At 43.1% G+C, this 12,341-nt stretch carries 17 protein-coding genes and 1 tRNA gene; 7 read left to right on the top strand and 11 right to left on the bottom strand.

What is annotated here, in order from left to right; translation table 11 throughout:
* Positions 1–332 precede the first annotated feature (332 nt).
* From BR02_RS0108210 to BR02_RS0108180, 6 genes are all read right to left on the bottom strand, one after another.
* Positions 333–557 carry a hypothetical protein gene (locus BR02_RS0108210; RefSeq protein ID WP_031516031.1) on the bottom strand — a complete coding sequence of 75 codons (225 nt, stop codon included), beginning with the start codon at positions 555–557 and terminating at the stop codon, positions 333–335.
* Positions 558–711: 154 nt separating this feature from the next.
* The gene (locus tag BR02_RS0108200; RefSeq protein WP_031516027.1) at positions 712–1,140 is read right to left on the bottom strand and encodes a hypothetical protein; all 429 of its coding nucleotides are present in this window, start codon (positions 1,138–1,140) and stop codon (positions 712–714) included.
* Positions 1,141–1,242: 102 nt separating this feature from the next.
* Entirely contained in the window at positions 1,243–1,830 is a 588-nt protein-coding gene (locus BR02_RS0108195) for a hypothetical protein (RefSeq protein ID WP_031516025.1), read from the bottom strand.
* Between the two features lie 34 nt (positions 1,831–1,864).
* Positions 1,865–2,257 carry a zinc-ribbon domain-containing protein gene (locus BR02_RS0108190; RefSeq protein WP_031516023.1) on the bottom strand — a complete coding sequence of 131 codons (393 nt, stop codon included), beginning with the start codon at positions 2,255–2,257 and terminating at the stop codon, positions 1,865–1,867.
* 537 nt (positions 2,258–2,794) lie between these two features.
* On the bottom strand, positions 2,795–3,088 hold the full coding sequence (locus BR02_RS0108185; RefSeq protein ID WP_031516021.1) for a hypothetical protein: 294 nt from the start codon (positions 3,086–3,088) through the stop codon (positions 2,795–2,797).
* An 86-nt stretch (positions 3,089–3,174) separates the two neighbouring features.
* Positions 3,175–3,249, bottom strand: a tRNA-Arg gene (locus tag BR02_RS0108180).
* A gap of 258 nt (positions 3,250–3,507) precedes the next feature.
* On the opposite strand from BR02_RS0108180, the gene BR02_RS0108175 reads away from it, so the two are divergent.
* The gene (locus tag BR02_RS0108175; RefSeq protein ID WP_031516019.1) at positions 3,508–4,275 is read left to right on the top strand and encodes a LysM peptidoglycan-binding domain-containing protein; all 768 of its coding nucleotides are present in this window, start codon (positions 3,508–3,510) and stop codon (positions 4,273–4,275) included.
* A gap of 70 nt (positions 4,276–4,345) precedes the next feature.
* Here BR02_RS0108175 and BR02_RS0108170 read toward each other — a convergent pair whose 3' ends face one another.
* A complete protein-coding gene (locus tag BR02_RS0108170) occupies positions 4,346–5,041 on the bottom strand; it encodes an endonuclease/exonuclease/phosphatase family protein (protein WP_084170985.1) in 696 nt (231 codons plus the stop codon).
* Between the two features lie 98 nt (positions 5,042–5,139).
* Between BR02_RS0108170 and BR02_RS0108165 the strand changes: the two genes are divergently transcribed.
* Positions 5,140–5,445 carry a hypothetical protein gene (locus BR02_RS0108165; protein ID WP_031516016.1) on the top strand — a complete coding sequence of 102 codons (306 nt, stop codon included), beginning with the start codon at positions 5,140–5,142 and terminating at the stop codon, positions 5,443–5,445.
* Here the strand turns inward: BR02_RS0108165 and BR02_RS0108160 are convergent.
* Entirely contained in the window at positions 5,442–6,188 is a 747-nt protein-coding gene (locus BR02_RS0108160) for an SIR2 family NAD-dependent protein deacylase (protein WP_031516014.1), read from the bottom strand. The genes BR02_RS0108165 and BR02_RS0108160 overlap by 4 nt on opposite strands.
* Positions 6,189–6,286: 98 nt before the next feature.
* Between BR02_RS0108160 and BR02_RS0108155 the strand changes: the two genes are divergently transcribed.
* A complete protein-coding gene (locus BR02_RS0108155) occupies positions 6,287–6,739 on the top strand; it encodes an N-acetyltransferase (RefSeq protein WP_031516012.1) in 453 nt (150 codons plus the stop codon).
* A gap of 90 nt (positions 6,740–6,829) precedes the next feature.
* On the opposite strand, the gene BR02_RS0108150 is transcribed toward BR02_RS0108155, so the two are convergent.
* On the bottom strand, positions 6,830–7,276 hold the full coding sequence (locus BR02_RS0108150; protein WP_207641000.1) for a zinc ribbon domain-containing protein: 447 nt from the start codon (positions 7,274–7,276) through the stop codon (positions 6,830–6,832).
* 24 nt (positions 7,277–7,300) lie between these two features.
* Positions 7,301–8,149, bottom strand: coding sequence for a methyl-accepting chemotaxis protein (locus BR02_RS15995; protein WP_031516009.1), 849 nt, complete (start codon positions 8,147–8,149; stop codon positions 7,301–7,303).
* A 340-nt stretch (positions 8,150–8,489) separates the two neighbouring features.
* Between BR02_RS15995 and BR02_RS0108140 the strand changes: the two genes are divergently transcribed.
* From BR02_RS0108140 to BR02_RS0108125, 4 genes are read left to right on the top strand one after another with little or no spacing between them, the layout of a single operon-like run.
* On the top strand, positions 8,490–8,705 hold the full coding sequence (locus BR02_RS0108140) for a FeoA family protein (protein ID WP_031516007.1): 216 nt from the start codon (positions 8,490–8,492) through the stop codon (positions 8,703–8,705).
* A gap of 1 nt (position 8,706) precedes the next feature.
* Entirely contained in the window at positions 8,707–10,467 is a 1,761-nt protein-coding gene (locus BR02_RS0108135) for a ferrous iron transporter B (protein WP_031516005.1), read from the top strand.
* Between the two features lie 24 nt (positions 10,468–10,491).
* On the top strand, positions 10,492–11,115 hold the full coding sequence (locus tag BR02_RS0108130; protein WP_031516003.1) for a nicotianamine synthase family protein: 624 nt from the start codon (positions 10,492–10,494) through the stop codon (positions 11,113–11,115).
* Entirely contained in the window at positions 11,057–12,037 is a 981-nt protein-coding gene (locus BR02_RS0108125; RefSeq protein WP_031516001.1) for a lysylphosphatidylglycerol synthase transmembrane domain-containing protein, read from the top strand. The genes BR02_RS0108130 and BR02_RS0108125 overlap by 59 nt, the downstream gene beginning before the upstream one ends.
* 3 nt (positions 12,038–12,040) lie before the next feature.
* Here the strand turns inward: BR02_RS0108125 and BR02_RS0108120 are convergent, their stop codons facing one another.
* Positions 12,041–12,340, bottom strand: a complete 300-nt coding sequence (locus BR02_RS0108120; RefSeq protein WP_051688220.1) for a hypothetical protein — start codon at positions 12,338–12,340, stop codon at positions 12,041–12,043.
* Position 12,341: the final 1 nt, after the last annotated feature.

Genomic DNA, 12,341 nt, shown 5'->3' with positions numbered 1-12,341 from the left:
CTCATAATTAAGAAATTCCTTGTGTTCAAAATAGTATTGTCTAACATTATACAATCCGACGTTGTATATGTTCTTGGCAATACGGCACAGTTCTCTAAGGGTCAAGTATTCTTCTTTGGTTAAACCATTTAGCTGTTGTTTGATACAAAAATACATTTTTTCACCTCCCATCTAACTATATTATACTATACTTTACTGAATCTATATTATTTTCAGTAAATATAGTTAAGGCGATTCATCTCCCACTTACTTCGCTTCGCTTCGTTGAAGTGGGAGTCTTCTCGCCTAATGAAGATAAAAGCCTTCAACTTCCCTTTTATTTTCAAATATGCTTACATCGTAATACAGGGAATCTGCCTTTTCGATTTCATGCTCAATTTTTTAATAATATCGAGAGCCTTATTATTATCATTGTTTTCGTCAGAACCCAGAAAGTGAAACTCCTCATCTACATTTGTTGTTGCGTTACTAAAGTTACTAAACAATGTAACTCCTACAGTAATAAGAACCATTGAAAGAAACAATATTATAATCTTAATATTCCTAATATTCTTCACCTTCTATCCTCCTTGTAATAGCTAATCTTATTAGGACTAACTTTTTGGCTTATAATATATTCAATTTTATAAAACATATCTTTAGGGATTACTAAATTATATGAACTTCCACGAATCCAACCCAGTATTAGAATCATATTATTCTTTTTATCAACTACAACTCTGAAACACTCTTCCATCTAACAAAACCGCTTTCCAGCCAATGTGGTTCACCTAATACCCAAAGGCCATTTTCTTTAACGATATAGGTATAGGGTGCTTTAAAGGCCATAGACTTACCCACAAGAAACCATGCAAAAAAACCTAAAGCTAAATAATATAGTACTGAAACCAAGTCAGCTTCTTCTCTCAAAGATGATAATCCAAAGGCAACCAACATTATTATGAAAAATAATAGCACCGATAACCACTTAGGCATCACATGTTTATTGTCTTTTAAAGCCTCAATCCACTCCCCTTGAGATGGCTGCCACATATATAGATAATCTTTGCTTTCTCTATGCCTTTTGATCACCATACTTTTATATAGTGAATACGATATGTATATGGTAAGCAATATTGTTAATAACAAAATTAAATACATTACATCCCTCCCCGCTTTTTTATAACAAATCATTTAACACATTTATAAAGCCTTTTTAACTACAAAACAAGGGAACACTTTTAAAGCGTTCCCTTGTCTAGCTTAAATTAATGTGCCTAGCAATCGGACTGTAAAATAATACAAGGCTGCTAACAGAAAAGCGGTATGCACTTTTCTGGATTGAGAAACCACTAACCCCAAAAAGAACACTCCGACAAACTCCATTATATAACTAAAACCGCTTATATATCCGCTAAAAGTAAATTGCAGTAGAGAGAAAGGCAGTCCTATGATACCTATAAAAAACGCAGGTATAAGTACCAGCCCAACCTTTTCAATCATTTCGTTGACAGAAAAATCAACATCCCCCCACTTTTCCAGCAATATTTTCCCTACATATATGAGTATAAATATTGCTATAAGTCTACCTGCACCGGTTTTTGCAACCTTACTTAAAATGTTTATAAAATCAAATCCAACAACTCTATAATGTGAAAATGAATCCGTTATTGAATAGAACATTTTGACTATTATGAATAAGGCTATGGTAAGCATTCCGATAGCTTTATACCCCCCGCCCCGCTCAACAAGGTACGGTTCAGGGTCATTTAAGAATATTTTGCTAAACCCTATATAGCCTTTGGTTAAATCCCCTACATCACTTGCCTGGGTATTGCCGTTTTCACTCAATACTCATTCCTCCTTTTATTCGTGTTTACTTCTTTTATTTTTCCGCTCCTGAAACTCCTTCTTGTGAGGCATTATCGTCTTTAATCTTATGACCGCATTTACTGCAAAAATGAACATTAGACATAATTTTAGCTTCACAATTGGGGCATAGGGTTTCTCTAGGAGCTATATTTTCGATCTCTTGATTTATTTCTTCAATTCTAGCCTTTAACTTTTTGATTTTTTCGCAAATAATTATTACTGCGTCTCCATCTGTATTGTTGTTGCAATAAGAAATGAAAACTTGCTCCCCCAGTTCTTTAAAACTACTATTTACTTGCGATTCAATTTGGGAGCGCTCCAATTTTAATTTTGTTACGCCAACCATTTCTTGCGACTTTTTGCTTATGTCAGTAACTTGCTCGGTGATTTTTTTTAAAAAACTCATTTTTAAGTTACCTCCCGCTACATACTTTAAATTGATAAGCTTAAGTCCAAAAATAAAACCCATGGAATAAATGGGGTTCACTTCAAGCAGCGGTTATGTCAAATCGGTCAAGTTAATTATTAATTAACTAAACAATTACTATTTTAACATTAATATCACATCATTTTGATATCACCAGTGTTTTTTGGGAAAATTTCAAGTCAGTCAAGGGGCAAAATGATCTCTCTTCGGTTAATTAGGCTGCAAATTTGACACTTTATCTTCATATATCATAAACTTTCTCCCCCTTAATAGGTTTTTCCCTTTATTAGGTAAGAAGCTTAGGCCGGATATCCCATTACAGCATTATCCCGGCAGTTTCCTTTTCTGCCCAGGGACATATTATTCCGTGCAAGCCGGCATAATGACTGCCGCGGCCTTAATACGATAAAAACCTTAAAAGGCAGGTCAATTGCTTACCAATCAACCTGCCTTTTAAGGTTTTTAAAGGTGACTTTTCCACTTCAAAACGGAACCCCTTGAAAGCCTTCAAGGGGTTTATTGGTCTTCTTGCTGACTGTCTAAAAACTTTTGCCTGCAGTCCCAGCTGCAAAAGTAATGCTCTTCATCATCCCTGACCACAATGTATGACTGAGACCTTGGCACCACAGCACCGCATATCTTGTCTTCTACTAAGTTTTTTTCTTCCGTTTTTTCTGCTATATTAACTTGTCCATTGCCTGCATTTTGGGTTTTATGTTCATCCTGTTTGGGCTTTACAAAATAGCGATATGCAAAACTAAATATAAAATAAAGCAGAAGCATATTAAAAATAATCGCCATCGTCTCCATAAATTCGCCCCCTTACCCTGTTTTAAAATATATAAAAATAGACCCAGAAGCCTGCTCTAGCTACTGGGCAACTCTTACGTTAGTTATGGTGCGCCTGGCAAGAATCGAACTTGCGCACCCGGCTCCGGAGGCCGGCGCTCTATCCACTGAGCTACAGGCGCCAAATGCTCACCAAAGTATTATAGCTAAACGGCAGCATAAAATCAACTTCAAGCTGGCCCGGAATATTATTATATCACAACTAAATCAATAGTCAATAATGATAGAACAGTAAATACCCTCAATAAAGACATTTTTTAAGGGTAGAACTTTATTTGTCAATTTAGTAAAATGGTAGCCGTAACCAAAGGGGCAAATTATTGCCGCCCCTACCGTTATAATTGACAGCTTTTTGTTATTTTAAGGGGGAAGTTTAATTTATGAAGTTAACATATCGCTTGTTAATGCTGGCAGTGTTCTTAAGTTTAATGCTCGCACCGCCCACCAAAGCCTTTGCTGCAACATACACCGTGGAGCCCGGCGACTCTTTATTTTCTATCAGTGTTAATCATGGCACCACCATTCACCGGTTAATGGAGGCCAACCAACTAAAAAGCACAAGAATTTGGCCGGGCCAGCAGCTCATCATTCCCGACAAAGAGGATGTACTGCCATCTAATACCAGAGGTTATTTAGTGGTACCCGGCGACAACCTGTACCAAATCGCATTATCTTTGGACACAACCACACAGACACTTGTTGCGGCCAATCATCTGGCCGGTGCCGCCATCCACCCCAGCCGGGTTTTATTGACACCCAGCAGGGAGGCGGAGGAAAGATGCATTCCTTGTACCGATGAGGAATTAGACCTATTGGCCAGGCTGATTTGTGCCGAAGCAGGCAGTGAACCTAACACCAACAAGGTGGCGGTGGCTGCCGTGGTGATAAACCGTGTGCAAAGCCCTCTGTTTCCCAACAGCATTAGGGATGTCATTTATCAACCGAGGCAGTTTGGCCCGGCCCAAACAGGGAAAATTAACAGGCCTGCACCGGAATGCTGCTACATTGCAGCCCAGGAAGCATTAAAAGGTAAAGACCCCACAAACGGCGCACTGTTTTTCTTTGACAAAGGCTCCAACAACAGTTACTTAGGCTCACTGCCGGTGGCCTTTACCCACGGCAACTTAATATTTTGTTATCCAAGATAAACCCCCGGGGGCTATGCCCCAGGGGGTTTTTTCATCTTAACGGCCATATCCCTAAGACAAGGGTCCTGTCTTACAATCTGAGTTCAACTAAATAGGGCAGGTGATCCGAGGCCAGGCTCTGGATCACCTTGGCGGAACGCACCTTGCAGTGCTTAGCCGCCATTATAAAATCTATGTGTTTGTCAGCCTCAATAGACGGGTAGGTGTATACAGAGCCCTTGTTCGGCAGGCAGTTGATCAGACTTTTGTCCTTAAGTAGCAGCTTTACGGCCGGGCCCTTTTTCTCTTCGTTAAAATCTCCGGTTAGTATTACCTGACCCCGGCTGCTGTCTGTTATTTCCCTAATCCTTCCGGCCTGCTCCAGCCGCTGTTCAGCATTTAAGCCCAGGTGGGTTGTAAAAAAACTTATCCTTTTGCCATTTGCTTTAATTTCAGCCCCCAGTAACCCTCTTTTCTCTCCGGTGCCGGGCAAAGGGTAATTTCTATAGCTGACAATTGGAAAACTGCTTAACACTGCATTGCCGTAGGCAATTGGACCGGCTTTTACATTTCCTCCAAAGGCATAGTACATGCCGCACAGTCTGGCCAATTCCTTAGCCTGGTGGATCAGTGCACTGCGGGGATTGTGTTTATCCACTTCCTGCAAGCCGCACAGGTGCACCTGTGTACTGAGTATAATCCAGGCAATACGCTCAAGGGACACCCTTTTATCCATCCCTAGCCCATGTCTGATATTATAGGTCAGCACTTTAATGGTTTTCAGCATAATAAGTCACCCCAAACCATGATATGCTTACAAGCGACAAATAAAACCCCTTTTAAAAAATGTATAATTTCCATATAATGGTTGGGGGAGGGATTGCATTGTCAGGCAAAGTAATTCATTTAAACAGGAAGCGGAAAAAGGATATTTACGCCGAAGTTGCAGAGCTAACAAAGGATGATCCCAATAACTATTTAATTACATCTTTAGGTGGGCAGGTCAGTTTAAGGGGTAAATTCGTCAAGAAGAACGGAAAACTGGAACCGGTCTTACTAAAAGTCCAAGAGCAAAAATCTCCGCCCCTGTCCCGGTGGAGTACACTGACCGACATAAGCTGTGGACCCCAAAAAAAAGATACCAGCCCCTGGTATCGCAAACTGTTAGCCTGTTTAAGGTTGCATTTTTAACATTCATAGTATGGCCCCTTTTCATCGCCAAGTATCTCTACCAGATCAGACAGCACCAGGCCTGCCGATTGGTTTATAACCAGCCGGGCCTGGCTGTCCCATGGGGTCGGCTGGCGGTTTATTATTACCACCTGGCGGGCCATATAGGGCAGCCCTGCCACCGGGTATACTTGCAAACTACTGCCAACCACCAACAGCAGTTGACAGCCACTCATGACTTTTTCTGCATTGTAATAATCATTTGACATGCTATCGCCAAAAAGAACTACACTGGGCCGCAGTAAGCCGCCACAGGCGGCACAGTGATAACTCTCCTTTAGCCGATCCATTTGGTCGGTTTTTTTACATTTCATACACCTACATGTTCTTAAATGCCCGTGCACTTCCCACACCCGCTTTGAACCGGCTTTTTGGTGAAGGCCATCTATATTCTGGGTAATTACCCCCAGTAACCAGCCTTTTCTTTCAAGCTGCGCAAGGCTGCGGTGGGCTTCATTGGGCTGGGCCTGCAGGCACAATTCCCACCATTTTAAATTATTGCGGTAAAACTCTGCGGGATCCCTTTCCAAGGCCCCAATGCTGGCCACCTCTTCGGGATCAAACCTATTCCACAAGCCCTTTTCTTTGCTGCGGAAATCAGGAATACCGCTTTCCGTGCTCACCCCTGCACCGGTTAATGCCAGCGTCTTGGTAGATTCTCTAATCAGTTGGGCCAGCTTATCAAGTCTGCGGGAATAATCCAAACCATCTCACCACCCTAAAATTAATAAAGGAATTTCCCTTCCCTTCTCGAATTATGTTTAATTATCTTAATTATAGCAAAGAAGGCGATGTTTTGGAAATAATATACAGAAAGGCTAAAATTTCTGACGTTGAATCAATTCACCGCTTGGTCAGCTTATATGCGGCAGAAAACCTAATGCTGGCCCGTTCCCGCTCTTCCCTCTATGAAGGCATTCGTGAAATTACCGTTGCCGAGCACCGGGGAAAAGTAGTAGGCTGCGGCTCCCTGCATATTATCTGGGAAGACTTGGCTGAAATTAGGGCCCTGGCCGTTGCACCGGACTATGTAAAAAGAGGAATTGGACGCAGGCTGGTTAATTTGTTTTTGCAAGAAGCACGGGAATTAGAATTAAAGAGGGTTTTTGCCCTTACCTATCAACCCGAATTTTTCCGCCGGTGTGGTTTTCAGCCCATTGCCAAGGAAGACTTACCGCAAAAGGTATGGAAGGAATGTGTAAACTGCCCCCTGTTCCCCAATTGTAATGAAAATGCAGTGATTATAGAATTGTAGGCTGGGTTGGCAGCCAAGCCAGCCCACCTGGATCCCAAATAAAAGGGGTGGATATGATTATCCACCCTAAAAATTACCCCTTATTTAAGGCTATTTTATTTCTTCTTGTTCTATTACCGGTTCCGCTGCCCCTTCAGTTTTTTCTTGCTCCTCGGGCTCCTTATCTATGGCCACCTTTATGCCGCACCTGTGGCAGAAAATACCGCCACTGGGCAACTCTATATCACACCTGGGACAAACTAAAGGCTTAGGCTGAAGCCTTTCAATTTCTTGTTCCAAGCTTACTATTTCAGCCTCAATATTTTTAGTGGCCTGCAGCAGCCTTTCAATTTCTGCCTCTAGGTTTAATTCCCCTTTAAACTGCCGGTAAACCAATTCACCAATGGCTTCGATATTGTTTTTAGTTACCTTTTGTAATTTAGAAACTTCATATTTTAATCTAGTCACTTCAACTAGCTCAGTGGGTTTGCGGGTGGCTTCTTTGGCCCTTTCGCCAATTACCTTTGCCTTTTCCCCCAAACGGTTGAAAAATTCCATAGTTTTACCTCCCGGCAATATTTTTTACTGCATGTCAGCTAACTTTTCGGAGAAATCTCTCATGTCATCGGCCAAGGTGCCCAGCTGATCCACCGCATAAGCAACCTGCTCAGTGGCTGTTATCTGCCGCTCGGTCAATTTGTTGTTTTGCTCTATAATATCAATAATATCCACCATTGATTGCTCCAGGTTTTTCATAATGGTTGCTATGGTCTTTACCGAGGTAGCGCTGTGCTCGGCCAGTTTGCGCACCTCTTCGGCCACCACTGCAAATCCCCGTCCATGTTCCCCGGCCCGGGCCGCTTCTATGGCTGCATTGAGCCCCAGCAGCTTGGTTTGGTCTGCCACCTTGCGAATAAAATCCAACACCTCGTCGGTGTCTTCTAAATGATGCTTTACCTCAGCCACCGACTGGCTTAAGGTGTTTCCGTACTCTACAATAAATTGTGATACCTCTTTTATAATGCCGGGCACCTGCTCCACAGTGGCATTTAGTTGCTCACCCATGCTGGCCAACTGTTGGGCTTGTTCATTTAATTCCTTCAGCATTTCGTCCTTTTGGTGGGCTAAAAGCCACATCATTCTGGCAACCTTGGCTTCCACCAGCAAACTGCCCTCTGGCAAATTAGCCTCGATTTTTTCCCTAACTGCCTCTGAGCCGGTAACATCTATTACCACCTCAAGGCCAGGGATACTTAACATTTCCATAAAATCGGTATAGCGCGGGATGTTCATTTCTTTTGCCAACTCCATACCGGCGGCGTTGATGTTAATGTCGGATATGCCTAATATATTTACTTCAGAAAGATTACTATAGACCCTGAGCATAGATGCTCCGCCCCGACCTCCACCAACAATTGCTATATTTATCAAGCCCTTCACCTCTTTAATTAGTATCCTTGAATATTAATTCTGCAATCCCTAAATATATCCTTCAATCATTTTAATAAATCAGAATTTCCTTGCTTTATTTTTATTTAAAGCAAGGGTAAGAATAGTAAAGCTATCCCAAGTAAAACAGCAAAATTAATATCTAACCTTACTATTTAACGGGTTACTGCCATTGCTTCCTTGTTAACGGTGTTGTATATTGTAATTGATAATAATAATCATTCTCTTGGGTATTTATTTTTTGCAGGTTAATTGATAATGATTATCTTTAGCAATTATCTTTGCCGGTTTCTTACTAATATGACATGGAGGTGTATGGATAATGTTATTATACGCTTTAAAAAAGGCACACCGTTGTGTAATTGAAAAAACACCCCCCTTTGCAATATTGAATTCTTTGGGTTTAAGGGAAGGTATTACAGTAACCGTTAAGTCGAAACAGCCCTTAGGTGGCCCCATAGTTGTTGAACTGGGAAACCGCAGCATAGCCGTTGCCAAAGATGTTGCAGAAAAAATTATTGTAAAAGAGGTAGTTTAACTTGAGCTGTCACGACACTAAAAAAAACAATTTACAAACAGACGGCAAATTAAACTTTTTATTGATGGGCAACCCCAACGTGGGGAAGAGTGTTGTTTTTTCTAAGCTGACAGGTAAGGAGGTGCTTTCTTCTAATTATGCAGGCACCACCATCACCACAATGCAGGGAAAAATCTTTCGCCACGGTGAAGAGGCTGTGCTGGTTGATGTACCCGGTACTTACTCACTGACCGCCACCTCCCCTGTGGAAGAGGTGGCCGTTGACATATTAAACCAAGGGGCCGACGCAGTTATTTGCGTCCTTGACGCCACCAACCTGGAAAGAAATTTAAATTTTGCTTTGCAGATACTGGAACATGGCTTGCCCACTGTGTTTGCACTTAACCTCATTGATGTTGCCGAACGGCAAGGTATATATATTGATGTAAATAAGCTGGAAGAAGAACTTGGTGCCCCGGTGGTACCCACCGTGGCCATACGCAACGTGGGCCTTGCCCAGTTGTTAGACAGGGCATGGCAGTTGGCTAAGGATAAGCCGGTCAGGGACAAGCTTATGCCCACGGATCAGGATAAACGCTGGCAGCATGTGGGGCGCATAATAGAAAAGGTGCAGCGGGTAGAGCACCGCCATGCCACCTTTTGGGAAAAACTTGGCGATTTGACCTTGCAGCCCTTCCCCGGCCTGCCGATAGCTTTTTTAGTATTGTTATTATCCATGGCAGTGGTGGTGGGCGGCGGTAAGGCCTTGCGCAGTTTCATTCTGCTTCCGATTATCTATGATTGGTATGTACCGCTAATCACACCCATTGTCTCCCAGTTTGTGGCCGAGGGTATGCTGCACAACATTTTATTGGGCGAATACGGGGTGCTGATTAAAGGAATTGAATGGCCCTTTGGCTTGATTTTGCCTTATGTTTTTCTTTTCTACATCGCACTGTCAATTTTAGAAGATAGCGGCTTTTTGCCCCGTTTAGGTGTCTTGGTTGACGGAGTTATGCGCCGGGTGGGTATCCAAGGGGGCAACATTGTTCCCTTTATCATGGGTTACGGCTGTGCCGTCCCCGCCATATTAGGAACCCGGGCCGTCACCAGTTATAAAGAGCGTTTAATTGTATCCGGTACGGTGTGTTTTGCAGTACCCTGTGTCTCACAAACGGGAGCATTTATCTCCCTGCTTGGGGATCACTCCATAGGGTTATTAATCTTAATGTTTGGCATCTCCTTCGGAGCTATTTTTTTAGCCGGCCTGGTACTCAACAAAGTACTGCCGGGCAACATTGACCCCATTATGATAGAGATTCCCAATCTGTTAAAACCCGACCGTCAGGCTTTGAAGAGAAAAATTTGGCTGCGCACTAAGCAGTTTATGCTGGAGGCAGAAATACCAATTATTTTAGCTATTTTATTGGCGGCGGTGCTGGTGGAAACAGGTTTATTGGTTTATATCAGTGACTTCATCGGCCCCCTGGTGATTGGCTGGCTGGGCCTTCCGGCAGAGGCAAGCTTGGCTTTAATGCTGGGTATCGTTAGGCGGGAACTGGGGGTACTCCCCCTGTTAGAAATGGACTTAAGCACGCTGCAATTATTGGTTGGTTCTGTGGTGGCCCTTTTTTATATCCCCTGTTTATCGGTTTTTGCAGTGCTCACTAAGGAATTCGGCATTAAGGTAGCATCGGCGCTTTCATTAACCACCATTATTGCCGCTTTCTTATTCGGCGGTCTTATTAATCACTCAGTTAGTATTATCAGTACACTGTTTTAATGTATTCTAGGGGGTAACGTATCAATGAAGGTTATTTCTTTGTTCACTAAGCAACTGGAAAAGTCCCTGGCCCACTTTCCCACCTTAATTAATCTTTATGGCTTGTATTACAAGGACATCGTTAAAAGGGAGGTTGAGTTGGGCCATATTATCCCCGAGGATAGGATATTGGTTATCGGCGGGGGACCGCTTCCCTGCACTGCAATGGAAATAGCCGATCAAACCGGCGCAAAAATAGTAGTGGTGGATAAGGACCCAAAGGCGGTGGAAATTGCCCGCAGGGTTATTAAAAGGTATAACATGGAAGACCAAATTAAGGTAAAGTTGGCAGACGGAATCAATATAAGTGCTGTGGATTATTCAGTGATTCACGTGGCTTTGCAGGTGTGCAACCGTACCAAGGTGCTGCAAAACATCTTATCCAAGGCCCCCCAAGGGGCGCGAATATTGGTACGCAGTCAACGTGATGTTTTAAAAAGGATGTACTCGGCACTGCCGGCCTGGTGCAAAAACTGCCGTTTCGTTGAACAGAAAAACTCCACCATGAAAGCCACCTTGCTTCTCATTAAAGGACAGGAGAAAATCGGTGATGATGAAAAGGTTTGCATTATTGCTAATCGGCGGCTTGTTGGTTATAGCTCTACTTAAATACGCTGATTTGCAAGAGGTATACAGGGCCCTAAGCATGGTTGAAAGTTCGGCCCTAATAGCTGCCCTATTGTTGCAGCTATTAACCATTTTACTGATCAATTTGCAGTGGTCAGCAATTGCCAAGCTAATGGGTGAAAAAATTTCCCTGTCTCGATTGCTGCACATCAATATGGCGGGAACATTTTTTGAATGCATAACCCCGGCGGTTAAGGCAGGGGGGGAAGCGGTGAAGGTGGTAATGCTTCGCTCGGAGCCGGGTTTCAATACCGCCAGGGCAGGCGCTTTGGTGGGCTTGCAGAAAACAGTAAGTATGCTTACCTTCCTCTTTTTATGTATACTGGGTTTATCTTGGTTTTTATTGGCTGTACCCATGGAAACCGCTTTGTTAAAAACCTTGGCCGCGGGTATGGCTGTGCTATTGGTGTTCTCGGTCTTGTTATTGTTTTTTGTTTGCTACCCCCAAGGGCTGCAATGGCTTTTTTCAATTCTGCCCTTGAATAAAGAGCTGCACACCAAGATAAGCAGTTCGGCGGAAACCTTCCGCCGGTCTGTAAAAAAGGTGTTTAGCAAGCGGGGCCCTTTGGTGAGACAATTTCTCTTGGCTCTTTTAATTTGGCTCTTGTTTGCCGTAAAAGCCTATTTAATTGCCCGGGCTCTGCAAGTGGAAGTGAGTTTTATACCGCTGGCAGTGGTCACCTTTCTCACTTACATGGTTGCCTCCGTCCCCCTGACACCCGGCGGCCTTGGCACCTTTGAAGGCGGCATGGTCTTGCTGCTGCTACCCCTGGGTGTACCCATCTATCAGGGGTTGGCACTGGCACTGGTGCTGCGTTTTGTGACCTTCTGGTTTGTATTTTTGCTCAGTGCACTATACCTGGCCTGTCAATCGGGGACAAAGGTGTTAGGCTTTACTAAATAACGGTTATTCCCTTACAATTATTTCCGGTTTTATTTCTTGCCAGCGGTTACCATGGGGTAAGAGCATTTCTTGTTCAAATTTTTCAGTTACCTTGTTATAATCCTCAAGGGAGGATACCCCTTCAGCCAGCAATTCAATTTGCTGGCCTTCCTTTTCCATAAAGATTTTATAAGCTATTGATTTGTCCGGCAGCACCTTACTCAGCGCCTTGACTATACCCTGGGGAACATCTCCTGCCATCACTTGGTGCAGTTCTTCATCCGGTTCTTGTATTATGTAGTGCTTCTGGCGCCTTTGTATCATT

Source organism: Desulfofalx alkaliphila DSM 12257 (genome assembly GCF_000711975.1).
Classification (GTDB): domain Bacteria; phylum Bacillota; class Desulfotomaculia; order Desulfotomaculales; family Desulfohalotomaculaceae; genus Desulfofalx; species Desulfofalx alkaliphila.
Note: the sequence above shows the minus strand (reverse complement) of the source record. Positions and strands in the feature narration are given on the sequence as shown.

What these genes read in the sequence shown, in the direction of transcription:
- BR02_RS0108200 (WP_031516027.1), bottom strand. Translation starts at nt 1,140, where the DNA reads ATGTATTTAATTTTGTTATTAACAATATTGCTTACCATATACATATCG.
- BR02_RS0108190 (WP_031516023.1), bottom strand. Translation starts at nt 2,257, where the DNA reads ATGAGTTTTTTAAAAAAAATCACCGAGCAAGTTACTGACATAAGCAAA.
- BR02_RS0108185 (WP_031516021.1), bottom strand. Translation starts at nt 3,088, where the DNA reads ATGGAGACGATGGCGATTATTTTTAATATGCTTCTGCTTTATTTTATA.
- BR02_RS0108175 (WP_031516019.1), top strand. Translation starts at nt 3,508, where the DNA reads ATGAAGTTAACATATCGCTTGTTAATGCTGGCAGTGTTCTTAAGTTTA.
- BR02_RS0108170 (WP_084170985.1), bottom strand. Translation starts at nt 5,041, where the DNA reads ATGCTGAAAACCATTAAAGTGCTGACCTATAATATCAGACATGGGCTA.
- BR02_RS0108150 (WP_207641000.1), bottom strand. Translation starts at nt 7,276, where the DNA reads ATGGAATTTTTCAACCGTTTGGGGGAAAAGGCAAAGGTAATTGGCGAA.
- BR02_RS0108140 (WP_031516007.1), top strand. Translation starts at nt 8,490, where the DNA reads ATGTTATTATACGCTTTAAAAAAGGCACACCGTTGTGTAATTGAAAAA.
- BR02_RS0108130 (WP_031516003.1), top strand. Translation starts at nt 10,492, where the DNA reads ATGAAGGTTATTTCTTTGTTCACTAAGCAACTGGAAAAGTCCCTGGCC.
- BR02_RS0108125 (WP_031516001.1), top strand. Translation starts at nt 11,057, where the DNA reads ATGATGAAAAGGTTTGCATTATTGCTAATCGGCGGCTTGTTGGTTATA.
- BR02_RS0108120 (WP_051688220.1), bottom strand. Translation starts at nt 12,340, where the DNA reads ATGATACAAAGGCGCCAGAAGCACTACATAATACAAGAACCGGATGAA.